Below are 24,419 nucleotides of genomic sequence, written 5' to 3' on the forward strand. Positions count from 1 at the left end.
CGATGTTCCATATCGCCAATCCCAACCGTTTCCGAAAGCAGGCCGAGCAGATTCAGCCGTGGGCGGCAGGCGTGGCGCTCGCCACCCTTGTCGGCGGCCTCTTTCTCGGCCTCTTCGCGTCGCCGCCCGACTACCAGCAGGGCGAAAGCGTGCGCATCATGTATGTGCACGTGCCTGCCGCCTGGATGGCGCTTGGGGTCTACACCCTGATCGCGGTGGCGAGCGGGCTTTTCCTGGTCTGGAAGTACCCGCTGGCCGATGTCATCGCCCGCAGCGCCGCCCCGATCGGAGCGGCCTTTACGTTCGTCACGCTCGTCACCGGCGCGCTTTGGGGAAAACCGACCTGGGGAACCTGGTGGGTGTGGGACGCCAGGCTCACCTCCGTCCTGGTTCTTTTCTTCCTCTACCTCGGCTATCTCGCCCTGCAAAACGCCTTCGAGGACGGCCCGCGCGGCGCCAAGGCAGCCGCCGTGCTGGCGCTTATCGGCTTTGTCAACGTGCCGATCATCAAATGGTCGGTCGAATGGTGGCACACGCTGCACCAGCCGGCGAGCGTCCTGCGCCTCGGAGGCCCTTCGATCCACCCTTCCATGCTCCTCCCTCTCCTGCTGATGGCGACGGGCTTCGCCGCCTATTTCGTGGCCTTGCTCTTCATTCGCATCCGCAGCGCGCTTCTGTTGCGGAAAATCCGCGCCCTTCGCCTTGTCCGGGCCGGGGCGGGCACGCATAGTGAAGAACACCCGCATCCGAACCCATAGAAGAGGCGACATGGACGCAATCGAGAATTTTCTGGCGATGAAAGGGGTTGGCGTGTTCGTCTGGCCCGCCTTCGCCGTGGCGCTGATCGTGCTGGGGGGGCTTCTGGTCGTGAGCCTTTGCGAGTTAAGGGCGCGCGAGCGGACCCTGCGGGCGCTTCAGCTAGACGACGCGGACGAACGCAAGCCATGACCCGCAAGCGAAGGCGGCTTCTGTTCGTGCTGTCCGGTCTCCTTGCTTTGGGCGTCGCGGCGACGCTTCTTTTTTCCGCGCTTGAGGAAAGCCTCGTTTTCTTCTATTCGCCTTCGGACCTCGAAACCAAAATCCTGGCGCGCGATGAGCGCGTCCGGATCGGCGGGCTGGTCGAGGAAGGAAGCCTCAACCGAGACGGCGACGGGCAGATCGTGACCTTCCGGGTGACCGACTTCCACCGCGCGCTCACCGTTCGCTACCGAGGCTTGCTGCCGGACCTTTTCCGGGAAGGCCAAGGCATCGTCGCGGAAGGAAGGCTTGGCGCGGACGGCGTGTTCGAGGCGAGCAGCGTGCTCGCCAAGCACGACGAGAACTACATGCCGCCGGAAGTGGCGGACGCCTTGAAGCGGGCCGGAAACCGGCCGGAAGCGGCACCGGAATGATCCCGGAAATCGGCCATTACGCGCTGGTCCTGGCGTTGTTCGCGGCGGGCACGCAGGCCATCCTCGGGCTTTTCGGCACGGCCCGGAAGGACGCCTACTGGGCCCTGGCGACGGGGCCGACCGCCTCGACGCTGTTCCTGTTTCTGGCGATCGCGTTTCTCGCCCTCACCCACGCCTTCGTCGTTTCCGATTTTTCGGTGTGGACGGTCGCCAACTATTCCCATTCCGCCAAACCCCTGCTCTACAAGCTGACCGGCGTTTGGGGAAACCACGAAGGCTCGATGCTGCTTTGGGTTTTCATCCTCGCCATCTACGGCCAGGCGATCGTCTCCTTCGGAAAAAAACTGCCGCCTGTGCTGCGCGCCGGCGCCTTGGGCGTGCTCGGCCTGCTGGCGGCGGGGTTTCTCCTCTTCATCCTTTTCACCTCGAACCCGTTCCTGCGCCTCGACCCGGCGCCGCAGGACGGGCGCGGCTTCAACCCCTTGCTGCAGGACCCCGGGCTCGCCTTCCATCCGCCCTTTCTCTATCTCGGCTATGTCGGCTTCGCCGCCGCCTTCGCCTTTGCGATTGCGGGTCTCCTCGAAGGGAAAATCGACGGCGCCTGGGCGCGGCGCGTCCGCCCGTGGGTGCTGGTGGCGTGGAGCTTCCTCACCATCGGCATCGGGCTTGGCAGCTGGTGGGCCTATTACGAACTGGGCTGGGGCGGCTTCTGGTTCTGGGACCCGGTCGAGAACGCGTCGCTTCTTCCCTGGCTTGCGGGGACGGCACTTCTGCATTCCATCGGCGTCGTCGAGAAACGCGGGGCCTTGAAAAGCTGGGTCGTGCTGCTGGCGATCCTGGCTTTTTCCTTAAGCCTGATCGGGACCTTTCTCGTGCGCTCCGGCGTGCTGGTTTCCGTCCACGCCTTCGCAACCGACCCGGCGCGCGGCGTCTTCATCCTGGGTCTTCTCGCCGTGGCGATCGGCGGGTCGCTTGCCTTGTTTGCGTGGCGCGCGCCGAAACTGAAGGCCGAGGGAAGCTTCGCGCCGATCTCGCGGGAGGGCGGGCTGCTGCTCAACAATCTCCTTCTGGTGACGGCGGCGGCCAGCGTGTTCCTGGGCACGCTTTACCCCCTGCTTCTGGACACGCTAAGCGGCGAGAAGGTTTCCGTGGGCCCGCCCTTCTTCAACGCGACCGTGCTGCCGCTTTTGATGCCGCTTCTTTTGGCGATGGGGATCGGGCCGTTCCTGCCCTGGAAGAAGGCGGACGCGATGCCGGTCCTCCGCCGGCTTTGGATCGCGGGCATTGTCGCCCTCGCCGCCGCTGGCGCCGCGGCGGCGCTGGGGTCTGGGAAATCGCCGCTTGCCCTGCTCGGACTTTGGCTCGCCGCCTGGCTTTTCGCCGGAACATTTTTTCTCGTCCTGGAACGGCTCCGGCTCTTCCGCCTGCCCTGGAAGGAAAGCTTCCGACGCCTGCGCGGACTTCCCGCCGACTTCCTCGGCATGGCCATCGCCCATGGCGGGATCGCCGTGCTGGCGGCCGGCGTTACCGCCGCGACCCTTTGGCAGACCGAAAAAATCCTGGCGATGACGCCCGGCGAGAGCGTGACGATCGCAGGCTACGACCTGCGCTTCGAAGGCGTCGAACTGGTCGCCGGCCCCAACTACGAGGCCGAGCGCGCCACCTTCCACGCCGAGAAAAACGGTAAGCCGGTCGCCACCCTCACGCCGGAACGGCGTTACTACCCGATCGAGCGCCAGTGGACGACGGAAGCGGCGATTTACACCACCGGCTTCGCCGACCTTTACACCGTGATCGGCGAACAGGCGCGGGCGGACGGCCCGCGAACCGTGCGGCTCTATCACAACCCGCTGGCGCCCTGGATCTGGATCGGGGCCTTGCTTGCCGCCCTAGGCGGCGGGGTTTCCCTGGTTGGGCGCGGCCGCGGCCGGCGCCCGCCAAAAGCCGCGCGCGGAAAGGCATAGCCATGCGGGCCAAATTCTTCCTGCCGCTCGTGCTGTTTGCCGGCCTCGTCGCCGTTTTCCTGTTCGGACTCAGGCTCGACCCCTCGCGCGTGCCCTCGCCCTTGCTCGACCGGCCGGTGCCGGCGTTCGCGCTGCCCGACCTCGAGGGCGGCGAAGACGGCCTCAAGACGGCCGACTTCCTGGGCGGGCCGACGCTCGTCAATTTCTTCGCCTCCTGGTGCCTGCCCTGCCTCGTCGAGCACCCGCTGCTTCTCCGGCTTGGCCACGAGGGGCGCGTCCGCATCTTCGGCGTCGCTTACAAGGACAAGCCCGAAGACACGGCGCGCTGGCTTGCCGAGCGGGGTAACCCTTACGACCGGATCGGGGTCGACCGCACGGGACGCGCCGCCATCGAGTGGGGCGTCTATGGCGTGCCCGAATCCTACCTCGTGGACGGGGAAGGCCGCATCCGCTGGAAACATGTCGGCGTATTGACGCCGGAGGTGTGGGAGGAAGACTTCCTCCCCCGCCTTGAAGGAGTTGGCAAATGAAGGGATTTATAGTCGCGCTTTTTCTCGTGCTGGTGTGGCCGGCCTTTGCCATCGGGCCGGACGAGATGCTGGAAGACCCCGCCCTGGAGGCGCGCGCCCGCGAGATCGGAAAGGAGCTTCGCTGCCTGGTCTGCCAGAACCAGTCCATCGACGATTCGGACGCCGAGCTGGCGCGGGATTTGCGCGTCCTGATCCGCGAGCGGCTTAAACGCGGCGATACGAACGCCGAAGCCATCGCCTTCGTCGTCGCCCGTTACGGCGACTACGTCCTCTTGCGGCCGCCCGTCAAGCCTTCGACCTACCTCTTGTGGCTGGGGCCGCTTCTTATCCTGTTGGCCGGCGGCTTCGGCCTTGGCCTCTATCTGCGGCGGCGCAAGCAGGCCGCCCTGGAGGTGCAGGCGCTTTCGCCCGAGGAGGAGCGCCGCATCCAGAACATACTGGATCGGCACCGATGAGTATTTTCTGGCTGATCGCCATCGCGATGACCGGGCTGGCGCTTGTTCTGCTGGTGCGCCCCTTCATCCGCCGGCGTGAAAAGATCGAAGCCCTCTATGCCGAGGGCGGCGACGGCGCGCTCTACCGCAACCAGCTGGAGGAACTTGCGCGCGAGGCGGAAGCGGGCACGGTGCCGCCGGAGGAAGCGGAAGCCCTGCGCGCCGAGATCGCCCGCCGGCTGCTCGCGGCGGAAGCGGTTTCCGAAAAACCCCGCTTCCATTTCGACCCCTTGCGGACGGCCGGCGTCATCGTGCTCAGCGTCACGATCGGCGCCGTTATTCTTTACGCGTTGCAAGGCTCGCCCTTGCTGCCGAGCCAGCCCTACCGGGCGGCAAGCGCCCAACGCGACCCGGGCGGCGAGATCGCGCATCTTGTGGCCAAGCTCAAGGCCGAGCTGAAAGAAAACCCGGACAATCTCGAAGGCTGGACCCGGCTCGGCCAAGCCCACCAGTTCCTCGCCCGTTACGACGAGGCGGCGGACGCCTACGCCCAAGCCATCAGCCTTGCCGGCACCGAGCGGCCGGACCTTCTCTCCCTTTATGCCCAGAATTTGGTGCTGTCGGAAAAAGGCAAGGTAACGCCGGCGGCAAGGCGCGCCTTCGTTTCCGTCCTCGACTACGACCCGAAGGACGTTGCCGCCCGTTATTATATTGGCCTCGCCGACGCCCAGGACGGCGACACCGAAGCCGCGCTCGGGCGCTGGCGGGAACTGGCCAGGGACCTGCCGCAGGACCACCCGCTCGCCGCGCCGCTCGGCACCCAGATCCGGATGCTGGAAGAGAACCCCGCGCAACCTGCGCCCGAGTGACGCCGCCTAGCGCAACTCGCCCCGGTGATCGGCCCGCGCGGTGGTGTGGAAATCGAACGGCCCGGGGAAATCGCCGACATGGGCCATGTGGGTGATAATGCCCTCTTCCGCGTCCCAGAGATGGACGTGGAAGCCGGCCGGCTCCAGCGTGTAGCGCACCAACTGCTCGGGGGTAAAGTCGAGGTGGAGCTGGTGGACAGCACTGGGTGCGACGTTGACGATCGCATGCTCCCAATGGACCTGGACCGGCCGGTGCACGTGGCCGCAGGTGACGCGCTGAACCTGGGGATGGCCGCGCAACAGCGCGCGCAGCTTGTCCCCGTTCACGCAACGCAGGCTGTCCATCTCCGGCATCCAGGTGCGGATCGGCGGGTGGTGCATGAAGACGACCGTCGGGCGATCCTTCGCCTCGTTGAGGCGGGCTTCGAGCCAGTCCAGCCGCGCCTCGCAAAGCATGCCGCCGTCCGAACCCGCAACCGTCGTGTCCAAGGCGACCAGACGAAGGGGGTGATCTTCGACGACGTATTGGAGGAAGCCTTCCTTCGGCAGGTAGGCGTGATGGGGGCGCAGGACTTTGCGGAAAGTCTCGCGCTCGTCGTGGTTGCCGGGGATCAGGTAAACCGGAACCTGGATCGGCTTCAGGATTTCGAGGAGAAGTCCGTATTCGTCCTCCCGGCCGCAATCCACGAGATCGCCCGTTACGATGACGGCGTCGGGCTTCGGCTCGAAGGCGCCGAGCGTACCCACCGCCTTGCGAAGAAGCGCGTTGATGTCGAAGGGGTAAATCGCGGGCACCTTCGGCGAACGAACGTGGAGGTCGGTAATCTGGGCAAGGATCATCGCAAAATCCTGACTTTCGTTTGACGTCGGATAGGGGGATGGGAGGCGGACCTTACACCACCCCCATGGCGTTTGAAAGACGGCCGAAAACCGGCCGAAAACGAGAGGCCGGGAAGAAAACGGGGCGGCTGTGCCGGTTGCCCGCAGGCCGGCGATGGTGCTCTATGTCTCCGATATCTCCCCATCCTTAAGACGGCGGGCACGGTTAATCCGACGATGAATCTAAAACCGACATTCCCGTTGCCGCTTTCCTCCCTCGTCGGACTCCTGGCGGGTCTCGTGCTGTTCCTCGGGACAATGGCCCTGCCGCCGCCGGGTGACCTGCCGTTGGCCGGTTGGCGCACGCTTGGCCTCGCGTTGATGATGGCGGTCTGGTGGAGCACCGAACCCGTCCCGATCGGCGTCACGGCGCTGCTGCCGCTGATCGTGCTGCCGCTTCTCGGTATTGCCGACATCGGCGCGGCGGCGGCGCCCTATGCCAATCCGCTCGTGTTCCTGTTCATGGGCGGCTTCTTGCTGGCGGCCGGCGTCAAGCGGTGGGGGCTGCACAAGCGGCTGGCCCTTGCGGCCGTGCGGGCCATAGGCACCGATCCACGCCGGCTCGTGTTTGGCTTCATGGTGGCCAGCGGCTTCCTGTCCATGTGGATCAGCAACACGGCCGCCGTGGTGCTCATGCTGCCGGTCGCGGTCTCGATCCTTTCCGTCGTGGAGGAAGCGCGCGGGACCGGCGAAAACGTGCGCCGCTTCGCGCTCACCCTGCTGCTCGGCCTCGCCTACGCCGCCAGCATCGGGGGGATGGGCACGCTGATCGGCACGCCACCCAACGCGCTGCTCGCCGGCTATCTCTCGGAGAAGCACGGGATCGATTTGTCGTTCGCCGTCTGGTCGGCGGTGGCGGTACCGCTGGTCCTGATCTTCCTGCCGCTTGCCTGGCTCGTCCTGACACGGCTGGTGTACCCGATGACGCCCGATTTCGTGGCGGCGTTTCGGGGGGGCAAGCTGGTCGAGGGGCTGGCTTTAGATGGCGCCATGACGCCAGCCGAGCGGCGCGTCGGCCTGGTGTTTGTTGCAGCGGCCGCGTTGTGGATCACACGGCCGCTCCTCAACCGGGTGCCCGGCCTCGAGGGCCTCAGCGATCCCGGCATCGGGCTGCTTTGCGCCGCCGCGCTTTTTCTGATTCCAAGCGGCGTGGCCACGGATCGCCGCTTCCTGATGAGCTGGCGCGAGGCGCAAGAGATTCCCTGGCAGGTGCTGATTCTCTTCGGGGGCGGGCTCTCGCTCGCGGCGGCCATGGACGCAAGCGGGCTCGCCGCCTGGATAGGCCGGGGACTCGCCGGCCTGGAGGGAGTGCCCATGCCGCTGTTCCTGCTGGCGCTGACCGCGACCGTCGTCCTGCTGACCGAGCTTGCCAGCAACACGGCGACGGTGGCGGCCCTGCTGCCGATCGTGGCGACGATCGCCGCCGGCACCGGCATGGACCTTGTGACCATATCCGCAGCCGTTGCGATGGCCGCCAGCTGCGCCTTCATGCTGCCGGTGGCGACGCCGCCCAACGCCTTAGTTTTCGCAACCGGGCACGTCACCGTCGCCGCCATGATGCGCGCCGGGATCGTCATGAACCTGCTTGCCATCGGGCTCGTGTCGCTCGCGGCTTGGTTGCTTGGGCCGCTGTTGCCCGCCATAAATTGAACGGAGAACCGCCGCCGAAACGCCAGAACCCCAGGAAAACCGAGGGCTCTGGCAAGGCGTTGTCTCTTGGTCGGAGACTCCGGAAAATTTAAGTGGTGGAGCCGAGGGGGGTCGAACCCCTGACCTTCGCATTGCGAACGCGACGCTCTCCCAACTGAGCTACGGCCCCGGAGGCGGCGGGGAGTGTGTTCCTGAGGCCCGCCCAATGTCAAGACTCCCTGCCCGCGCGGCCCCTGTAAACGGGCAGGCCCTCGGACCGCACCCGGCGTTTGCCGGGTTGCGGAGGACGGGCCTTAAGGGTAGGGTTCCCCGTCTTCCTCCTGGCAGGGCCATCTTCGTTCACGCAATGCATTCTTTCCTTCTTCTTCTCGACACCGTGATCGAGCTTTACATCTGGCTTGTGATCCTTTCCGTAGTCTTGAGCTGGCTCGTCACCTTCAACGTCGTGAACACCAGCAACCGCTTCGTCGCCATGGTCGGCGAGTCCCTCTACCGTGTCACGGAGCCGGTGCTGCGCCCCATCCGGCGCGTCCTGCCTTCCTTGGGCGGGATCGACATCTCGCCGGTGATCCTGATTCTCGCCCTGATCTTTCTTCGGAATTTGCTGTTCGAATACCTTGGTTAAAGGATCCCCCTTTTCGGAGCGCGCGGGCGAGCTTTACGTTGCCGTACAGGTGACGCCGAAGGCGAGCCGCACCCGGATCGAGGGCCTGCGGACGGACGCGAAAGGCGAAACCGCGCTCAAGATCGCGGTGACGGCAGCACCGGAACAAGGGAAAGCGAACGCCATGGTGGTGCGCCTGCTGGCCAAGGCCTGGGACCTGCCGCAGGGGCGGATCGCCGTCGTGCGGGGCGAGAAGGACCGCCGAAAAGTGCTGCGGCTTGCCGAAGACCGCAAAACCCTTGCGCGGCGCCTCGATGCGTGGCTCAAGTCCCGCCATGACTGACGCCAAGATCATCGACGGAAAGGCCTTTGCCGCGAACCTGCGGGCCGAGGTGGCGCGTAAGGTTGCCCGCCTGAAGGAAACCGGCGGGCCCACACCGGGCCTTGCCGTCGTCCTGGTCGGCGACAACCCGGCCAGCCAGATCTACACCAAGAACAAGGTGAAGCAGACGGCCGAGGCCGGCATGCGCTCCTTCAAGCACGACCTTCCCGCCACGACAAGCGAGGAGGAACTGCTCGCCCTCGTCGGCCGGCTCAACCACGACCCCGCCGTGCACGGGATCCTCGTGCAGCTGCCCCTGCCGAAGCAGATCAACCCGAACGCCGTCATTGACGCGATCGACCCCTTGAAAGACGTGGACGGCTTTCACGTCGTGAACGTCGGCCGCCTGGTAACCGGCGGCGAAGGCATGATCCCCTGCACGCCGCTTGGCTGCATGCTGCTGCTCAAGCATACGCTCGGCGATCTCCGGGGAAAGAAGGCGCTGGTGCTCGGGCGGTCGAACATCGTCGGCAAGCCGATGGCGTTCCTGCTGCTGCGCGAGCACTGCACGGTGACGCTGGCCCATTCCCGAACCCGGGACCTCGCCGCCGAATGCCGCCAGGCGGACATCCTGATCGCCGCCACCGGCCAGCCCGAAATGGTGCGCGGAAACTGGATCCAGCCGGGCGCCACCATCATCGACGTTGGCATCAACCGGATCGCGGAAAAGGAAGGCGCGGCGCGGCTGGTCGGCGACGTCGCCTTCGCCGAAGCGCTGCCCATCGCCGGCGCCATTACGCCGGTACCGGGGGGCGTCGGCCCGATGACCATCGCCTGCCTTCTGCAGAACACGCTGACGGCGGCCTGCCGCCAGCGGGGCCTCAACCCGGAAAATCTCTAAATCAGCGACGCTTGCGGGCGGCAAGCCTAAGTCTAAGCGCGTTGAGTTTGATAAAGCCCTCCGCGTCGCGCTGGTCGTAGCCGGCGCCCGCCTCGAAGGTGGCAAGCCCTGCGTCGTAGAGACCGACCGGCGATTTCCGGCCGATCACGCTCGCCGTTCCCTTATAGAGTTTGAGCCGCACGGTGCCGGTCACGTTCTTCTGGCTGGCGTCGATTGCGGCTTGCAGCATCTCGCGTTCCGGCGAGAACCAGAAGCCGTTGTAGACGAGCTCGGCGTAGCGCGGCGCAAGTTCGTCCTTGAGGTGCATGGCGCCACGGTCGAGCGTCAGGCTCTCCACCGCCCGGTGCGCGATATAAAGAAGCGTGCCGCCGGGCGTTTCATAGACGCCCCGCGACTTCATGCCGACGAAGCGGTTCTCGACGAGATCGACCCGGCCGATGCCGTGGGCGCCGGCCAGTTCGTTCAGCCTTTGCAGAAGGGCGGCCGGGCTCAAGCGTTCGTCGTCCACGGCGACCGGATCGCCGGCCTGGAAGGTGATCTCGACACGGCCGGGCGTGTCGGGAGCCACCTCCGGGGCGACCGTGCGGAGGAACATGGTCTCCTCCGGCTCGACCCAGGGGTCCTCGAGCGCCTTGCCCTCGTAGGAAACGTGCAGGAGATTCGCGTCCATGGAATAGGGCGGCTCGCCTTTCTTGTCCTTCGTGACCTTGATCCCGCGCCGGTCCGCGTACTCGACAAGCTTCGTCCGCGAGTCCAGGTCCCATTCCCGCCACGGCGCCACCACGCGGATGTCCGGGTTGAGCGCGTAGTAGGCAAGCTCGAAGCGTACCTGGTCGTTCCCCTTCCCCGTCGCCCCGTGGGCGACGGCGTCGGCGCCGGTTGCGGCGGCGATTTCGACCTGGCGTTTCGCGATCAGGGGCCGCGCGATCGAGGTGCCGAGCAGGTAAACCCCTTCGTAGAGCGCGTTCGCCCGGAACATCGGGAAGACGTAGTCGCGGACGAAGGTTTCCCGTAAGTCCTCGACGAAAATCTCCTTCACGCCGGCCGCCTGCGCCTTCGTTTTCGCCTCATCGAGTTCCTCCCCCTGGCCGAGGTCGGCCGTGAAGGTGACGACCTCGCAGCCATAGGTTTCCTCAAGCCATTTCAGGATGACGGAGGTATCGAGCCCCCCGGAATAGGCAAGCACCACTTTTTTCACGTTACCGACCATCGCCGATGCTCCCTTCCACGATTAAAGTCCGCCTTGATTTCCGTTCGCTCGCGGATTTCAACTGGCCGCAGGCGGCCAGGATATCCTGGCCGCGCGGCGTACGCACCGGCGAGGCATAGCCGGCGGCGTTGACGACATCGACGAAGGCGGCGATGGCGGAAGCCTCCGAACAGGCGTAAGGGGCGCCGGGCCAGGCGTTGAAGGGAATGAGGTTCACCTTCGCCGGGATACCCGCAATCAACCGCACGAGGCGTTTCGCATCCGCGGGCGTATCGTTCACGCCCTTCAGCATGACGTACTCGAACGTGATGCGCCGCGAGTTCGCCGCCCGCGGGTAGTTCCGGCAGGCCTCCAGCAAGGCGTCCAGCGGGTATTTCCGGTTGAGCGGCACGAGTTCGTCCCTAAGCGCATCCGTCGTCGCGTGCAGCGAGATGGCAAGATTCACCCCAAGTTCCTCTCCGGCGCGCCGGATCATCGGCACGACGCCGGCCGTCGAAAGCGTAATGCGCCGTTTCGAAAGCGCGATCCCCTCCCCATCCGAGAGGATGTGGATCGCCTTCGCCACGTTCTCGTAATTGTAGAGCGGCTCGCCCATGCCCATGAAGACGACGTTCGAGACGCGCCGCGCTTCCTTCGGGCTCGGCCATTCGCCGAGATGATCGCGCGCGACCATCATCTGGCCGACGATTTCGCCGGCCGAAAGATTCCGCACCAGGCGCTGGGTGCCGGTGTGGCAGAACCGGCAGTTGAGCGTGCAGCCGACCTGGGAAGATATGCAAAGCGTACCGCGGTCTTCTTCCGGAATGTGGACGGTCTCCGCTTCCTCCCCGTCCGCGAAAGCCAACAGCCATTTCCGGGTACCGTCCGCCGATTCCTGAAGCCGGCGAACCACTGGCCGGTCCAGGGCATGGCCTTCCGCAAGGCGGGCGCGCAGCCGCTTGGCCAGCGTCGTCATCTCGGGAAAGCGCGCGGCGCCCCGGTAGTAGATCCAATGCCAAAGCTGCTTCGCCCGGTAGGGCGATTCGCCAAGTTCGACAAGGGCGGCGGCGAGTTCCTCGCGGCTTAAACCGATGAGGCCGCGCGCCACCTTTACCGCCGGCAAGGGCGGCGGCATGAGAGGCGATTTCCGCGTTTCGATCCGGCCATCCATGAGGGCCTCGTGTGTAGCGGGGGAGGCGCGCGACGCGCAACGGGTTTCTTGGGGCCCCAGTCTAGCGCCTATTTCAGGCCGCAGGCGAGGGAGCTTGCCCGGTGAGAGGCCGTAAAGCCGGCCAGCGAATAGGTGTCCGTCGTCTTCGTCCCCCGGCTGGAAACGCCGACAACGACCATCCGCCCCCCCTTCTTCATGGCGACGACCAGCGCCTGGTCCGTTTTCTTGTCCTTCGTCCAGGCCATGTCCCCCTCGGTGAACAGATGGAAAGCCTTGCCGCCGTCAACCGTGAGCGTGGCCTCGCTGCCTTCCTGGAACGGGTAGCCCGCCTGAATGCTCACGACGTCGCGGGTGGACGCGGCGGGCCGGTGGGTTACCAGGATGAAGGCCTCGCCGCGACGGGTATAATCCCCCTCCTGCTGGATCGGCCGGGAGGCGTTGTAGCAAACCTTGGCGGCCTGCTCGATATAGAAATAGGCCCCCCACTGCCCGAATTCGCCGAGCGTCTTGATTTCGTCGGCACGGGTATTTGCCACCCAGGCGGGCGCAAAAAAAAGCAGGGCCGCCGCCAGCGGAAGCAAACCGCGCAGTTTTAAGGGTCGAATTCGCCTTGTCGCGCCGTGCCTTCCCATCGCCTTTCCTTGTCTTTCCGGTTCAGGTAAGAAAATTCCCCAGCAGGGGCTGGGCAAGACTGCCAGTCATACGAGATGGAGCCGAGAAAACCAAGATGCAAGCCGTTCTTTGCCGGGAATGGGGACCGCCGGAAAAACTTTCCTTCGAATCGGCACCGCCGCCCGCCCTTTTCCCGACCGGGGTCCGGATCCGGGTGCACGCGGCCGGCGTCAATTTCGCCGATCTCTTGATGATCACCGGCCAGTACCAGGAAAAGCACCCATTTCCGTTCACGCCCGGCCTCGAGATCGCGGGCACGGTCATGGAATGCGGGGCCGAGGTCGAAGGCCTTGTTCCCGGCATGCGCGTCATGGCCATCCCCCGGCACGGGGGCTTCGCGGAAGAAGTCGTCGCGGAAAGCGCCGCCACCTTCCCGATCCCGGACGGGCTGGATTTCGTCCACGCGGCCGGCTTCGCGGTCGCCTACGGCACCGCCCACGGGGCGCTCGCCTGGCGAGCCGATTTGCAGGCCGGCGAGACGCTGCTCGTCCATGGCGCCGGCGGCGGCGTCGGCCTGACGGCGGTCGAGGTCGGCAAGGCGATGGGGGCGCGCGTCATCGCCACCGCAAGCAGCGCGGAGAAGCTTGCCCTTGCCCGCGCGCACGGCGCCGATGTCGGGATCGATTCGCAGGCGGAGGATATCCGGGCACGAGTCAAGGAACTGACCGGCGGCCGGGGTGCCGATGTCGTCTACGACCCGGTCGGCGGGCCCGTCTTCGATGCCTCGCTGCGGGCGATTGCCTGGGGCGGACGCATCGTCCTCATCGGGTTTGCAAGCGGGACGGTGCCCCAGATCCCGGCCAACGTGCTCCTGGTTAAAAATGTCGCCGCCTTCGGTTTCGCGTGGGGGGCCTATATCGAGCGAAAGCCCGCCCTGGTGCGCGAAAGCTTCGCGACGCTATTCCGCTGGTGGGAGGAAGGCAGGCTTAAGCCCCACGTTTCGGAAACTTTTCCTCTCGCCGACGCGGGGGAAGCCTTAAACCGATTGAAGACGCGGCGGGCAACCGGCAAGATCGTGCTGGTGTCGAAAAGGCCTTAACGGGCCGGCGGCCCCATCGAACAAACGCCAAACGCCAAACGCCAAACGACACTGGCGGAGACGGGGAGAGGAAAAACAATGTCTTCAAAGGTCTACCCGGACGCGATATCCGCCCTCGACGGGATTCTCTTCGACGACATGACGATCCTGGCCGGAGGCTTCGGGCTCTGCGGCATTCCCGAACACCTTATCGCGGCGATTCACGCGGCCGGCGTCAAGGGCTTGACCGTCGTCAGCAACAATTGCGGGGTTGACGGCTTCGGTCTCGGCATCCTTCTTGAAACCCGCCAGATCCGCAAGATGGTCTCCTCCTATGTCGGAGAGAACAAGCTTTTCGAGAAGCTCTACCTGAACGGCGAACTCGAACTCGAATTCAACCCGCAAGGCACGCTGGCCGAACGGATCCGCGCCGGTGGCGCCGGTATCCCCGCCTTCTTCACGAAGACCGGCTTCGGCACGGTCATCGCCGAGGGTAAGGAAACCCGCGAATTCGACGGCGAGCGCTACGTGATGGAGCGGGGCATCACCGGCGATCTGGCGATCGTGAAGGCCTGGAAGGGGGATACGGCCGGCAACCTCGTCTACCGGAAGACGGCGCGGAACTTCAACCCGATGATGGCGACCGCCGCAAAGGTCACCGTCGCCGAGGTCGAGCACCTCGTCGAACCCGGCGAGATTGACCCCGAGCTTGTCCACACGCCCGGCATCTTCGTGCAGCGCATCCTGCACGGGGGCCGTTACGAAAAACGGATCGAGCGGCGGACGACACGGCCGCACCCCGGAAAAGCGGCTTAAGGAGGGCGCGCGATGTCCTGGACACACGAAGAGATGGCGCGACGCGCCGCGAAGGAGTTGCGGGACGGTTTCTATGTCAACCTAGGCATCGGCATGCCGACGCACGTCGCGAACTATATCCCGGAAGGCATGACGGTCACGCTGCAGAGCGAGAACGGCATGCTCGGCATGGGCCCCTTCCCATACGAGGGCGAGGAGGACCCCGATCTCATCAACGCCGGCAAGCAGACGATCACGGAACTCGACAGCAGCAGCTATTTCGACAGCGCCGCCTCCTTCGCCATGATCCGCGGCGGGCATATCGACCTTTCGATCCTGGGCGCCATGCAGGTGGCCGAGAACGGCGACCTGGCGAACTGGATGATCCCCGGCAAGATGGTGAAAGGGATGGGGGGCGCCATGGACCTCGTCGCCGGCGTCCGGAAGGTCGTCGTCCTGATGGAGCACAACGCGAAGGACGGCTCGCCGAAACTCCTGAAAAGCTGCATCCTGCCGCTGACCGGCAAGGGGGTCGTCGACATGGTGATCACCGAGCGTGGCGTCTTCACGATCGGGAAGTCCGGGATGAAGCTCGTCGAACTGGCGCCGGGGGTGACCGTTGAAGACGTCAAGACGCGCACGGAGGCGCATTTCACGGTCGCCGATGGGCTTGCCTGAAGGAAACGCGCTAGCCCTTGCGGCCTAGGGCGGCGACCCGAAAAGGCCGCACCTCGATTTCCCGCCACACCCCGCCGGTCGTGTAAGGGTCCTTTGCGAGCCAGGCGTCCAGCTCCTTACGGGACGGGAATTCGACGATGCAGCAGGAACCCACCATCCGGCCTTCCGCGTCGAGTATGGCCCCGCCTTCAATCATCTCGCCCTTCGCGTGCATCTGGCACGCCCCTTCGAGATGCGCCTCCCGCGCCTGCATCCGGCGCGCAAGCGCGCCTTCGTCCGTGCCGTCCTTGGCAATCACCAGAAATTGCATGGGCTTTCCTCTGTCCTGCCTGCGGAGAAGTATGGCAGCGCGGAGCCGCCTTGGCGAGGCCTTGGCCATTGCCGCCGCGCATCGCCGCTCCTAAGTTGAGGCGATGACGCGACGATCTTCTTCCCGAAAAAGCCGGGTACCCCTTTCCATCCCCCTGCAAGGCGCGCTTTGGATGACGCTGGCGGCCGTCGCTTTTGCCGTCCTTATCGCCCTCATCCGTTACATCGCCGAAAAATACGCGTTCCACCCTTTCGAGATCGCATTCTTCCGTAGCTTCTTCGGACTTGTCTTCATGCTGCCGTGGCTTTTTCGCGCCGGCGTCGGCGCGCTGCACACGGCGCGGCTTGGCGTGCACGTGACGCGCAGTGTCATCGGCCTCTTCGCGATGCTGACCTGGTTCACGGCCCTCACGCTCATGCCGCTGGCCGAAGCCGTCGCGCTCAGTTTCACGGTGCCGCTCTTCGCCACCGCCGCCGCCCCCTTCCTTCTCAACGAAAAGGTCGGCTGGCGGAGGGGCAGCGCCACCTTCGTCGGATTTCTGGGTACGCTCATCCTGCTGCGGCCGGGGACGGCGGCGATCGAGCCGGCGGCGATTCTCGTTCTTCTTTCAGCGGTCGCCATGGCGAGTTCCGTCATCACGGTCAAGAAGCTGTCCCGCACCGAATCGACGAACGCGATGGTGACTTACATGGTCCTCATCCTGACGCCGCTCTCCCTGGTGCCGGCGCTTTTCGTCTGGAAGACGCCGGGTTTCGAGGAGCTTTTGTTCCTGATTGCGCTCGGCGGGGCAGGCACGGCGGGCCATATCGCGATGACGCGCGCCTTCGCCGTCACCGACATAAGCGCCATCCTGCCCTTCGACTATCTGCGGCTTCCCTTCGTCGCCATCCTCGGCTTTCTTCTCTTTCAGGAAGTGCCGGACATCTGGACCTGGGTGGGGAGCGGCGTCATCGCGGTCGCCGCCATCTATATCGCCCAGCGCGAGGCGCGGCTTCATCACACGCCGATAACCCCGGCCTCGGCCGGCGCTGTCGAGGGCACCGATCCGGTGGCGATAGCGAAAGGATTACCCCGCCCAAAGCCCGCGTGGAAGAAATGGCGGGGGCGGAAACGCAAGGAAGAACGACCGGAATCGGGGTAAGGGCTATTTCTCGCGGAGCGAGGCAACCTCGTCGATGAGGCGGGCAAGGTCGATGTCCTTCTGGGTAAGCCCGCCGGCGTCGTGGGTGCTCAAGATGACCTCGACCCGGTTATAGACGTTGAACCATTCCGGGTGGTGGTCGCGTTTTTCAGCCAGGATCGCGACCCGCGTCATGAAGGCGAAAGCCTCGGCGAAGTCGGCGAAATGGAAGGTCTTGCGGATGGCGTCGCGCTCTTCATGCTCGGCCCAGCCGTGGATTTCGTGAAGGGCCGTTGCGCGATGGGCGCCGACGAGCTTTTCGGACATAGGCATTCTCCCTGAAAATTCCCTCCCAAGATGACGCGAGCGGCAGGCAAGATCAAGGAAGGCCTCGAAGCTCAGCCCGGACGGCGGCGCGGATGGCGGGCACAACGTCCCGCTCGAACCACGGATTTTTTCTGAGCCATAATTGATTTCTGGGGCTTGGGTGCGGCAGGGGATAGAAATTCGGCGCGAACTCCCGCCAGGCGCGGACGGTCTCGGAGAGCGTGGGGCGGACGCGCTCGCCCAGATAGCGGGCCTGCGCATAGCGCCCGAACAGCAAAGTCACCCGAATTTCCGGCATGTGCCCAAGCAGCGAAGCGTGCCATTTTGGCGCGCATTCGGGGCGTGGCGGGAGATCGCCGCCGCGGCCCTTCCCCGGGTAGCAAAACCCCATCGGCACGATCGCGATTCGCGTTTCGTCGTAAAACGTCTCGCGGTCGAGATCGAGCCAGGCGCGAAGCCGGTCGCCCGAGGCGTCGTTCCAGGGGATGCCGGTCGCGTGCACGCGGGTGCCGGGCGCCTGGCCTACGATCAGGACGCGGGCGGCGGAGTTTGCGCGCACGACCGGCTTCGGCGCGAAGGGAAGCGCCGCCTCGCAGAACCGGCAGGCCCGAACCTCGCGCAGCAGTTTTTCGAGGGCGGCCGTCATGCCGATACCTTTGCCAACAGCGCGCCCACGAAAGCGGGCACGACGACCGTCGCCGGGCCGGTGCGCTCTTCGTCGAAGAAGGAGCGGCCCTCCGAGGGTTCCAGGTTGAGTTCGACCGTCCGCGCCCGGCCGTGCGCGCGCACCTCCCGCACGAAACCCGCCGCCGGGTAGACGCTGCCGGAGGTGCCGATCGAAAGAAAGAGGCCGCACGCCGCCAGGGCCTCGTAGATCCGCTCCATCTCGAAGGGCATCTCGCCGAACCAGACGACGTGCGGGCGCAAGCCGCCGGCGCGCCGACATTCCGGACAGGGCATTGCGACCGAAAGATCGAACCCGCAGGCGAACACGGCGCGGCACGCCGCGCAGCGCGCCTTCAGAAGCTCGCCGTGCATATGCAGGACGTTTTGCGCGCCGGCGCGCTCGTGCAGATCGTCGATGTTCTGGGTAACGATCCTCACCTCGCCCGGCCATTCGGCCTCAAGCCTGGCGAGCGCCAGGTGGGCGGCGTTCGGGCGAACGGTGTCCGCCAGCAGGCCGCGACGGCGTTCGTTATAGAAAGCGTGGACGCGCGCCGGGTCGCGCCGGAACGCCGCCGGTGTCGCGACATCCTCGATAGCGACCCGCGCCCAGATGCCGTCTCTGTCCCGGAAGGTGGAAAGACCGGATTCTTTCGATATTCCGGCCCCCGTCAAGACGACGATGGATGGGCTTCCCGCGTCTCGCATGGCGGCGTAATACTAGCCCCGGTCGACGAAAAAGAGGTAAGGGTGATTCGCGTTCTCTTCGTCTGCATGGGGAACATCTGCCGCTCGCCGACGGCGGAGGGCGTTTTTCGCGCGATGGTCGAGGCGGCAGGCTTCGCCCGGTTGGTCGCCATCGATTCGGCGGGCACCCACGGTTACCACATCGGCGACCCGCCGGACCCGAGGGCCGAAGCCGCCGCCCGCCGGAGGGGAATCGAGATCGGCCATCTGCGCGCCCGCCAGGTCCGAAAACGCGACTTCGCGGATTTCGATTACGTGCTGGCGATGGACCGCCAGAACCACACAATCCTGCAACGCCTCTGCCCGCCGGACCACGCGGACCGGCTTCACCTTTTCCTGAACTTCGCGGCGGCAACCGAGGTCCGCGACGTGCCCGACCCCTATTATGGCGGCGCTGACCACTTCGACCGTGCGCTCGCGCTGATCGAGGAAGGAGCGGCGGGGCTTCTGGCCGAAATCCGGGCCCGGCTGGCGGACGCCAAGGCGTGAAGACGCTCGAAGCCGCGATCGAACAACACATGGGCAAGCGCCCGAAACGCCTGACGCCGCTTGGCGGCGGCGCCAGCGCGGCGGTCTACCGCGTCGATTTCGAGGACGGCGCGAGGGTGGCCGCCAAAGTCGGCAAGCAAGGAGGCGATCTCGCGCTGGAGGGGCGCATGCTTCGCACCCTTCGCCAAAGAAGCCGCCTGCCGGTGCCGGAGGTCGTCTTCGCCGGGGATACCCTTCTCCTGATGAGCTATGTCGAAAGCGCCGGCCCCATCACGCCCGCCGTCGAAGAGGACGCGGCCGAGCTTCTGGCCAACCTCCACGACATCACGGCGCAGACCTTCGGCTTCGAGGAGGCGACGCGGATCGGCGGCTTGCCGCAGCCGAACCCGTCCACCGCCGGTTGGCGGGATTTCTTCCGCGACCAGCGCCTTCGCTACATGGCGGGCGAGGCGGTAGCGGCGGGCAAGCTGCCGGTCGCCTTTCTCGGCCGCATCGAGAGGCTTGGCGCCCGCCTCGACGAATGGATCGCGGAGGATGCGAGGCCCTCCCTCATCCACGGCGATCTATGGGGCGGCAACGTGCTGGCCAAGAACGGCCGCATCGCCGCCTTCGTGGACCCCGCCATCTATTTCGCGGATGCCGAGATCGAGCTTGCCTTCGCAACGCTTTTCTCGACTTTCGGAGAAACCTTCTTCCGTCGCTATGGCGAGCTTCGGCCCTTGCGGCAAGGCTTCTGGGAGGCGCGGCGTGACCTTTACAACCTCTATCCCCTGCTCGTGCACGTCCACCTTTTCGGCGGCGGCTACGTGAACGCCGTCGAGCGGACCTTGCGGCGCTTCGGCGTCTAGCCGCCGGTGAGAGGGTATTCGGCCTCCGCCACGTAGATCGACCCCTGGTCCGAAAGCGTGCTCGAAAAAAGCGTGAAGTTCCGCACCGCGATGGCATCTTCGCGCAGCGGCTCGTGCTGCAGGAGAAACGCCTGCAGGCGCGGGGCCCGCTGGCCGCGAAGCCTGGCCAGGGTGACGTGGGGAATGAATTTTCTCCCTTCCGGCGGAAGGCCCGCCCGCACGATCGCCGATTCGACCTTTTCCTGCAGGTGAAGAAGGGCCGGGTTTCGCGTAACCCCCACCCAGATCTGGCGCGGGGCCGATCCGTTGCCGAAAAAGCCGAGCCCGCAAAGTTCCATCGCGAAGGCGGGCGGGCGGACGGCGCTTAAGGAATCGTCGATATCCTCCGCCACGTCCTCGGTCACCTCGCCGATGAAGCGAAGCGTAAGATGCAGGTTTTCCGGCCGCACCCAGCGGGCGTTCGGCAACCCGGCGCAAAGCGCGCGCAGACGGGCGCGGACCGCTTCCGGCAACGGGATCCCTACAAAAAGACGCAGCATCGCATGCCTGCCCGCTCAGAGGATGGCGAGGACGTTTTCCGGCGGGCGGCCGAGGGCGGCGCGGTTATTGGCGACGACGATCGGCCGCTGGATGAGTTTCGGATGCTTCGCCATGACGGCGATGAGCCCTTCCGCGTCGAGGTCGAGGTGCTGGATGGCCTTGTATTCGTCTTCGTTCATACGAATAAGGTCCTTGGCGCCAAGCCCGAGCAGGCGCAAAAGCCAACGCAGCTCCGCCGCCGTCGGCGGCGTTTTCAGATAGTCGATCACCGCAGGCTGCACGCCGCGGGACCGCAAAAGCTCGAGCGTCGCTCGTGATTTACTACAGCGTGGATTGTGGTAAATTGTTACGGACATGCTTTTTTTCTCGATTTCCCGCCTTTATAGCGCGATCTGGAAAGCGGGGCGACGGTTTCTGACGCGCCGTCACGCGGCCCGCGGATGGGCACCGGCGTGGGCCGTCGGCGGCCTTTTCCTCCTTTTCTGCAGCGTCCCGGCACCCGCCGGGTGGGCAGCGGAAGCGGCCGGAAACGCCCAAGGCGTAACGCCGGCGGCGGCGGAAACGCTGCTCAAGACCCTGGAGAACGAGGAGGAGCGCGAACGCTTCCTCGAACGCCTGCGCACCCTCGCGACGGTGGCGAAGGAAGGCGAGGCGAAGCCGGAAGAAACTTTCGGCGCGCGGACGGAAGCCCTGCTTATTGGGCGGGTCCGGACCGTGAGCATCGAGCTGCAAGACACCATCGCCGTGCTGGCGGACGCGCCCAAGGCATGGGCGTGGCTTCTCGCCCAGGCAACGGATGAAGCGGCGCGCCAGTATTGGCTCGACGTGCTGCTCTGGCTCGGGCTGGTGTTGACGGCCGGTTTCGCCGGCGAATGGATCGCACGCGCGCTGCTGCGGCCCGCCCGCCGCACCGTCGAGGACCAGGCGGCGGAAAACCCGTTCTTGCGCGCCGGGTTGCTGGTGGCGCGGACGCTGCTCGACCTTTTGCCGATCGCCGCTTTCGCCGCCTTCGCTTACGGCACGCTGTCGCTGACGACGGCCGCCGGCGATGAGCGGCTTGCCGTCATATTCCTGATCAACGCCAACCTGCTTGCCCGCGCCATCCTCGCCGCCGCGCGGATGCTACTCATGCCCCACGCGGGGTCGCTTCGCCTGCTCCCCATCGGCAACGCGACGGCGCGCTATGGCTACATCTGGGCGCGGCGGTTCACCCACGTCGCGGTTTACGGCTTCTTCATCCTGGAGGCCGCCTTGCGGCTGGGCCTCTCCCGCGGGGCCTCCTTGGGCTTCGTCAAGGCGGTCGGCCTGGTGCTGGCGGCGCTCGCCGTCGTCTTCGTCCTGCAGAACCGGAAAGGCGTCGGCGACTGGCTACGGACGATCGGAGGAGCGTTCAAAAAGAAGCCTTTTCCCCTTCGTGGCCTCCGCAACCGCTTCGCCGCCGTCTGGCATATCCTTGCCATTCTTTACATCGTCGTTCTCTTCGGCATCTGGGCCTTGGGAATAGAGGAAGGCTTCGCTTTCGTGCTCCGGGCGAGTCTCCTTTCTCTCAGCGTTTTGATCGCCGCCTGGGTTTTGCTCGCCGGACTTCATCGCCTGATCGACCGCGTCTTCGAAATCAGCGACGCGCTTAAGCGCGACATGCCGGGCCTTGAAGAGCGGGCGAATCGCTACCTCGTCGTTCTGCACTACGCGGTGCGCTATCTGGTTCTTCTCGCCGCCGCGCTTTGGCTGCTGGAAGCCTGGGGGGTCGACGCCTTCGGCTGGCTCACCACCGATTTCGGCCGGCGGGTCTTCGGAACGCTGCTCACGATCGGTCTCGTTGTCTTCCTGGCCGCCTTTTTGGCCGAGCTTGCGACGGCCTTCATCGAGCGGCAGCTCAAGAAATCCGAACGCAAGGACGGGGCCGTCAAGGCCCGCGCGATGACCCTGCTGCCCCTTTTTCGGATGGCGGTTCTCGTTCTCATCACGGTCGTGGCGACCATGATCGTGCTGTCGGAGCTTGGCCTCGACATCGCGCCCTTGATCGCCGGCGCCGGTGTTGTCGGCCTGGCCATCGGTTTCGGCGCACAAACGCTCGTCAAGGACATCATCACCGGCCTTTTCATCCTGATGGAAGATCAGATCGCCGTAGGCGACGTCGTGCGAATCGGCACCCACGCCGGTCTTGTCGAGGGGCTGACGATCCGAACCATCCGCCTGCGGGACCTGGAGGGCAAGGTGCACATGATCCCGTTCAGTTCCGTCGATACCGTCCTCAACATGACGAAGGATTTCTCCTACGCCGTGGTCGAAATCGGCATCGCCTACCGGGAAGATGTTGACGCCGTCATTCCGGTGCTGGAGGAGATCGGCGCCGAGATGCAGGCGGACGCGGCCTTCGCCGATCGCATCCTGGAGCCGATCGAGGTGCTGGGGCTCGACCGTTTCGACGATTCAGCGGTTATCATCAAGGCCCGGATAAAGACGCGCCCCTTGCAGCAATGGGCCACCAACCGCGAATTCAACCGCCGGATGAAGCAGCGTTTCGACGCGCTTGGGATCGAGATCCCCTTTCCGCACCGCACCGTCTACCAAGGCGAGGCCAACCGCGTCTTCCAAGGGCTGGGCCGGTCGCCGAAGGCCCCGCCGACCAACCGCGCGACCCGGACGGGCGGCGGCCGCGGCGGAACGGCGGACGAGGCGGGCGATTCTTACTAGCCTTAGGCGTCTTCCTCCTCGCGCAGCGCCTCAAGGGCCTCAACGTCTTTCGCAGCCAGAACCTTTTGTGCAACTTCGTAGGAAAACCCCGCCCGCGCCAGCGCCGCCAAGTCGCGCGCATGGCGGCCCGGCCTTTCCGCCGACGGCCGGCAGGGACCCAAGCGCCGGCGGCGCACATAGGCGATGGCGGCGGCCAGGTCCGGCGCCGCGGTCCCTTCGCGGAGCTTGGCAACCGCCCCGCCGATTGCCTCGGCCTCGACCCCTTTCGTCCGCAAGTCCGCGTGGATGCGGCGAAGCGCCAGGCCCTTGCGATGCAACTGGGTGACCTTGGCTTCCGCGTAAGCTGCGTCGTTGAGCAGGCCCGAGCGCACATAGCGCTTGATCAAATCCTCGACGATCGCAGCGCCTTCCTCGACGTCCGTGCCGTGAAAGCTGGCCGAGCGGCGGACCTTGTTCATCAGCACGCGCCGGAAATGGGCGACGGACGCGGCGGTGCGTCCAAGATAGAAAAGGGCGGCGTTTTCGAGATAGGTAGGCGTGACGCGCTTCGGCCCACGCGGGGGCTTGCGCCCTTTTCCCGCCGGCTTTTCTTTTTGCGAAGACCCCGCCATCGAACGAAGCATGCCACGGCCACGCCTTTCCCGCCAGCGCTTGCGAGGCGTTTCGGTAAACCCTATCGTGGGCGCGGAGCTTCCGAAGGCTGAAGGGATATTCCGCCCCATGACACCCGAGACCCATCTTTCCGGCCCGGTGAACTGGCTTGGCCTTTGGACGCTTTGCGCCCGGGAGATTCAGCGTTTCCTGAAGGTCTATGCGCAGACGATCCTGACGCCCGTGGTGACGGCGCTGATTTTTTTCGCGATCTTCACGCTGGCGCTGGGCCGGGTGGAAGAAACGGCGAGCGGCCTTCCCTTCGCCCGCTTCCTGGTCCCCGGCCTGATCATGATGGCAATCATCCAGAACGCGTTTGCGAACACGTCTTCCTCGCTGATGATCGCAAAGGTCCAGGGCAACATCGTGGATACCCTCATGCCGCCCTTAAGCGCGGGCGAACTCACGGTGGGCTATGCGGTGGGCGGCGTGATTCGAGGGCTCCTCGTCGGCGGCGCGACGGCGGCGGCGCTTGGCCCCTTCGTGGGGCTGTCGATACATAATTTTTTCTTCCCCGTTTTTCACGCCATCGCCGCCTCGCTCATGCTTTCCCTGCTCGGCACGGTGTTCGGCATCTGGGCGGACAAATTCGACCACATCGCGGCGGTGACGAATTTCGTCGTTATGCCGCTCGCCTTCCTTTCCGGCACCTTCTATTCGATCGAACGGCTGCCCGCCGCCTGGCGCTGGCTGGCCGAGATCAACCCCTTCTTCTATGCGATCGACGGCTTCCGCTATGGGCTAACCGGCCACGCCGACGGCTCGCTGCCCGTCGGGGTCGCGGTGTTGGCGTTGACCAATCTCGCGCTGCTTTTCCTCTGCTACCAGATGTTTCGGACGGGGTACAAACTGAAGCCCTGAACCGGCCAAAGCCTTGCGTTGACAGGGGGCGTTGCAGGCAAGATACTCGCCAGCTTTTCGTGAGCCCGCCCGAGTTTGTGATCCCAGGCAACGCGCTTT

30 protein-coding genes and 1 tRNA gene are annotated in these 24,419 nt (G+C 65.5%); 19 read left to right on the forward strand and 12 right to left on the reverse strand.

Features of this window, described 5'->3' with window-relative positions; all coding sequences use genetic code 11:
• Positions 1 to 2: 2 nt before the first annotated feature.
• The 7 genes from AB1781_04100 to ccmI are packed head-to-tail and all read left to right on the forward strand — an operon-like array spanning position 3 to position 5,188.
• A complete protein-coding gene (locus AB1781_04100; GenBank protein ID MEW5703755.1) occupies positions 3 to 758 on the forward strand; it encodes a heme ABC transporter permease in 756 nt (251 codons plus the stop codon).
• A gap of 10 nt (positions 759 to 768) precedes the next feature.
• Positions 769 to 948 carry a heme exporter protein CcmD gene (gene ccmD / locus AB1781_04105; GenBank protein ID MEW5703756.1) on the forward strand — a complete coding sequence of 60 codons (180 nt, stop codon included), beginning with the start codon at positions 769 to 771 and terminating at the stop codon, positions 946 to 948.
• A complete protein-coding gene (gene ccmE / locus AB1781_04110) occupies positions 945 to 1,391 on the forward strand; it encodes a cytochrome c maturation protein CcmE (GenBank protein ID MEW5703757.1) in 447 nt (148 codons plus the stop codon). The genes ccmD and ccmE overlap by 4 nt, the downstream gene beginning before the upstream one ends.
• Positions 1,388 to 3,355, forward strand: a complete 1,968-nt coding sequence (locus AB1781_04115; protein ID MEW5703758.1) for a heme lyase CcmF/NrfE family subunit — start codon at positions 1,388 to 1,390, stop codon at positions 3,353 to 3,355. The genes ccmE and AB1781_04115 overlap by 4 nt, the downstream gene beginning before the upstream one ends.
• Positions 3,356 to 3,357: 2 nt before the next feature.
• Positions 3,358 to 3,885 carry a DsbE family thiol:disulfide interchange protein gene (locus AB1781_04120; GenBank protein MEW5703759.1) on the forward strand — a complete coding sequence of 176 codons (528 nt, stop codon included), beginning with the start codon at positions 3,358 to 3,360 and terminating at the stop codon, positions 3,883 to 3,885.
• Positions 3,882 to 4,340, forward strand: coding sequence for a cytochrome c-type biogenesis protein (locus AB1781_04125; protein ID MEW5703760.1), 459 nt, complete (start codon positions 3,882 to 3,884; stop codon positions 4,338 to 4,340). Before AB1781_04120 ends, AB1781_04125 begins: the two co-directional genes overlap by 4 nt.
• The gene (ccmI, locus tag AB1781_04130; protein ID MEW5703761.1) at positions 4,337 to 5,188 is read left to right on the forward strand and encodes a c-type cytochrome biogenesis protein CcmI; all 852 of its coding nucleotides are present in this window, start codon (positions 4,337 to 4,339) and stop codon (positions 5,186 to 5,188) included. Before AB1781_04125 ends, ccmI begins: the two co-directional genes overlap by 4 nt.
• A gap of 6 nt (positions 5,189 to 5,194) precedes the next feature.
• On the opposite strand, the gene AB1781_04135 is transcribed toward ccmI, so the two are convergent.
• Entirely contained in the window at positions 5,195 to 6,028 is an 834-nt protein-coding gene (locus tag AB1781_04135) for a phosphodiesterase (GenBank protein ID MEW5703762.1), read from the reverse strand.
• A 216-nt stretch (positions 6,029 to 6,244) separates the two neighbouring features.
• On the opposite strand from AB1781_04135, the gene AB1781_04140 reads away from it, so the two are divergent.
• Entirely contained in the window at positions 6,245 to 7,717 is a 1,473-nt protein-coding gene (locus tag AB1781_04140) for a DASS family sodium-coupled anion symporter (protein MEW5703763.1), read from the forward strand.
• A gap of 93 nt (positions 7,718 to 7,810) precedes the next feature.
• On the opposite strand, the gene AB1781_04145 is transcribed toward AB1781_04140, so the two are convergent.
• Positions 7,811 to 7,886, reverse strand: a tRNA-Ala gene (locus AB1781_04145).
• 177 nt (positions 7,887 to 8,063) lie between these two features.
• On the opposite strand from AB1781_04145, the gene AB1781_04150 reads away from it, so the two are divergent.
• The 3 genes from AB1781_04150 to folD are packed head-to-tail and all read left to right on the forward strand — an operon-like array spanning position 8,064 to position 9,544.
• Positions 8,064 to 8,342 (forward strand): YggT family protein, encoded by a 279-nt coding sequence (locus AB1781_04150; protein MEW5703764.1) that lies wholly within the window; start codon positions 8,064 to 8,066, stop codon positions 8,340 to 8,342.
• Positions 8,335 to 8,664: a DUF167 domain-containing protein gene (locus AB1781_04155; GenBank protein ID MEW5703765.1), complete on the forward strand. Its 330-nt coding sequence runs from the start codon at positions 8,335 to 8,337 to the stop codon at positions 8,662 to 8,664. Before AB1781_04150 ends, AB1781_04155 begins: the two co-directional genes overlap by 8 nt.
• The gene (gene folD / locus AB1781_04160) at positions 8,657 to 9,544 is read left to right on the forward strand and encodes a bifunctional methylenetetrahydrofolate dehydrogenase/methenyltetrahydrofolate cyclohydrolase FolD (GenBank protein ID MEW5703766.1); all 888 of its coding nucleotides are present in this window, start codon (positions 8,657 to 8,659) and stop codon (positions 9,542 to 9,544) included. The genes AB1781_04155 and folD overlap by 8 nt, the downstream gene beginning before the upstream one ends.
• 1 nt (position 9,545) lies before the next feature.
• Here folD and AB1781_04165 read toward each other — a convergent pair whose 3' ends face one another.
• From AB1781_04165 to AB1781_04175, 3 genes are all read right to left on the reverse strand, one after another.
• Complete coding sequence (locus AB1781_04165; GenBank protein MEW5703767.1) at positions 9,546 to 10,754, reverse strand: argininosuccinate synthase; 1,209 nt, start codon at positions 10,752 to 10,754, stop codon at positions 9,546 to 9,548.
• Positions 10,744 to 11,868: a 23S rRNA (adenine(2503)-C(2))-methyltransferase RlmN gene (gene rlmN / locus AB1781_04170; GenBank protein MEW5703768.1), complete on the reverse strand. Its 1,125-nt coding sequence runs from the start codon at positions 11,866 to 11,868 to the stop codon at positions 10,744 to 10,746. The genes AB1781_04165 and rlmN overlap by 11 nt, the downstream gene beginning before the upstream one ends.
• 104 nt (positions 11,869 to 11,972) lie before the next feature.
• Positions 11,973 to 12,536, reverse strand: a complete 564-nt coding sequence (locus AB1781_04175) for an invasion associated locus B family protein (protein ID MEW5703769.1) — start codon at positions 12,534 to 12,536, stop codon at positions 11,973 to 11,975.
• A 95-nt stretch (positions 12,537 to 12,631) separates the two neighbouring features.
• Here AB1781_04175 and AB1781_04180 point away from each other — a divergent pair, with 95 nt between their 5' ends.
• From AB1781_04180 to AB1781_04190, 3 genes are all read left to right on the forward strand, one after another.
• Complete coding sequence (locus tag AB1781_04180) at positions 12,632 to 13,615, forward strand: NADPH:quinone oxidoreductase family protein (GenBank protein ID MEW5703770.1); 984 nt, start codon at positions 12,632 to 12,634, stop codon at positions 13,613 to 13,615.
• A 78-nt stretch (positions 13,616 to 13,693) separates the two neighbouring features.
• Positions 13,694 to 14,410, forward strand: coding sequence for a CoA transferase subunit A (locus AB1781_04185; GenBank protein ID MEW5703771.1), 717 nt, complete (start codon positions 13,694 to 13,696; stop codon positions 14,408 to 14,410).
• 12 nt (positions 14,411 to 14,422) lie between these two features.
• Positions 14,423 to 15,067, forward strand: coding sequence for a CoA transferase subunit B (locus AB1781_04190; protein ID MEW5703772.1), 645 nt, complete (start codon positions 14,423 to 14,425; stop codon positions 15,065 to 15,067).
• Between the two features lie 10 nt (positions 15,068 to 15,077).
• On the opposite strand, the gene AB1781_04195 is transcribed toward AB1781_04190, so the two are convergent.
• On the reverse strand, positions 15,078 to 15,377 hold the full coding sequence (locus AB1781_04195) for a YciI family protein (protein ID MEW5703773.1): 300 nt from the start codon (positions 15,375 to 15,377) through the stop codon (positions 15,078 to 15,080).
• 103 nt (positions 15,378 to 15,480) lie between these two features.
• Here AB1781_04195 and AB1781_04200 point away from each other — a divergent pair, with 103 nt between their 5' ends.
• Entirely contained in the window at positions 15,481 to 16,518 is a 1,038-nt protein-coding gene (locus AB1781_04200) for a DMT family transporter (GenBank protein MEW5703774.1), read from the forward strand.
• 3 nt (positions 16,519 to 16,521) lie between these two features.
• On the opposite strand, the gene AB1781_04205 is transcribed toward AB1781_04200, so the two are convergent.
• The 3 genes from AB1781_04205 to AB1781_04215 are packed head-to-tail and all read right to left on the reverse strand — an operon-like array spanning position 16,522 to position 18,195.
• Positions 16,522 to 16,830, reverse strand: a complete 309-nt coding sequence (locus AB1781_04205; protein ID MEW5703775.1) for a 4a-hydroxytetrahydrobiopterin dehydratase — start codon at positions 16,828 to 16,830, stop codon at positions 16,522 to 16,524.
• Positions 16,831 to 16,876: 46 nt separating this feature from the next.
• Positions 16,877 to 17,470 (reverse strand): uracil-DNA glycosylase family protein, encoded by a 594-nt coding sequence (locus AB1781_04210; protein ID MEW5703776.1) that lies wholly within the window; start codon positions 17,468 to 17,470, stop codon positions 16,877 to 16,879.
• Positions 17,467 to 18,195: an NAD-dependent deacylase gene (locus AB1781_04215; protein MEW5703777.1), complete on the reverse strand. Its 729-nt coding sequence runs from the start codon at positions 18,193 to 18,195 to the stop codon at positions 17,467 to 17,469. Before AB1781_04215 ends, AB1781_04210 begins: the two co-directional genes overlap by 4 nt.
• 42 nt (positions 18,196 to 18,237) lie before the next feature.
• Here AB1781_04215 and AB1781_04220 point away from each other — a divergent pair, with 42 nt between their 5' ends.
• The gene (locus tag AB1781_04220) at positions 18,238 to 18,723 is read left to right on the forward strand and encodes a low molecular weight protein-tyrosine-phosphatase (protein ID MEW5703778.1); all 486 of its coding nucleotides are present in this window, start codon (positions 18,238 to 18,240) and stop codon (positions 18,721 to 18,723) included.
• Positions 18,720 to 19,571, forward strand: a complete 852-nt coding sequence (locus AB1781_04225; protein MEW5703779.1) for a fructosamine kinase family protein — start codon at positions 18,720 to 18,722, stop codon at positions 19,569 to 19,571. The genes AB1781_04220 and AB1781_04225 overlap by 4 nt, the downstream gene beginning before the upstream one ends.
• Here AB1781_04225 and thpR read toward each other — a convergent pair.
• Together thpR and arsC are read right to left on the reverse strand one after the other, a co-directional pair.
• Positions 19,568 to 20,110, reverse strand: a complete 543-nt coding sequence (gene thpR, locus AB1781_04230; protein MEW5703780.1) for an RNA 2',3'-cyclic phosphodiesterase — start codon at positions 20,108 to 20,110, stop codon at positions 19,568 to 19,570. The two genes, AB1781_04225 and thpR, sit on opposite strands and share 4 nt — an antisense overlap.
• A gap of 15 nt (positions 20,111 to 20,125) precedes the next feature.
• Positions 20,126 to 20,467: an arsenate reductase (glutaredoxin) gene (gene arsC / locus AB1781_04235; protein MEW5703781.1), complete on the reverse strand. Its 342-nt coding sequence runs from the start codon at positions 20,465 to 20,467 to the stop codon at positions 20,126 to 20,128.
• Here arsC and AB1781_04240 point away from each other — a divergent pair.
• The gene (locus AB1781_04240) at positions 20,466 to 22,808 is read left to right on the forward strand and encodes a mechanosensitive ion channel domain-containing protein (protein MEW5703782.1); all 2,343 of its coding nucleotides are present in this window, start codon (positions 20,466 to 20,468) and stop codon (positions 22,806 to 22,808) included. The two genes, arsC and AB1781_04240, sit on opposite strands and share 2 nt — an antisense overlap.
• Before the next feature lie 2 nt (positions 22,809 to 22,810).
• Here the strand turns inward: AB1781_04240 and AB1781_04245 are convergent, their stop codons facing one another.
• A complete protein-coding gene (locus AB1781_04245; protein ID MEW5703783.1) occupies positions 22,811 to 23,431 on the reverse strand; it encodes a RecX family transcriptional regulator in 621 nt (206 codons plus the stop codon).
• Between the two features lie 97 nt (positions 23,432 to 23,528).
• On the opposite strand from AB1781_04245, the gene AB1781_04250 reads away from it, so the two are divergent.
• On the forward strand, positions 23,529 to 24,320 hold the full coding sequence (locus tag AB1781_04250) for an ABC transporter permease (protein MEW5703784.1): 792 nt from the start codon (positions 23,529 to 23,531) through the stop codon (positions 24,318 to 24,320).
• Positions 24,321 to 24,419 lie beyond the last annotated feature (99 nt).

Source organism: Pseudomonadota bacterium (assembly GCA_040752895.1).
Taxonomy (GTDB): domain Bacteria; phylum Pseudomonadota; class Alphaproteobacteria.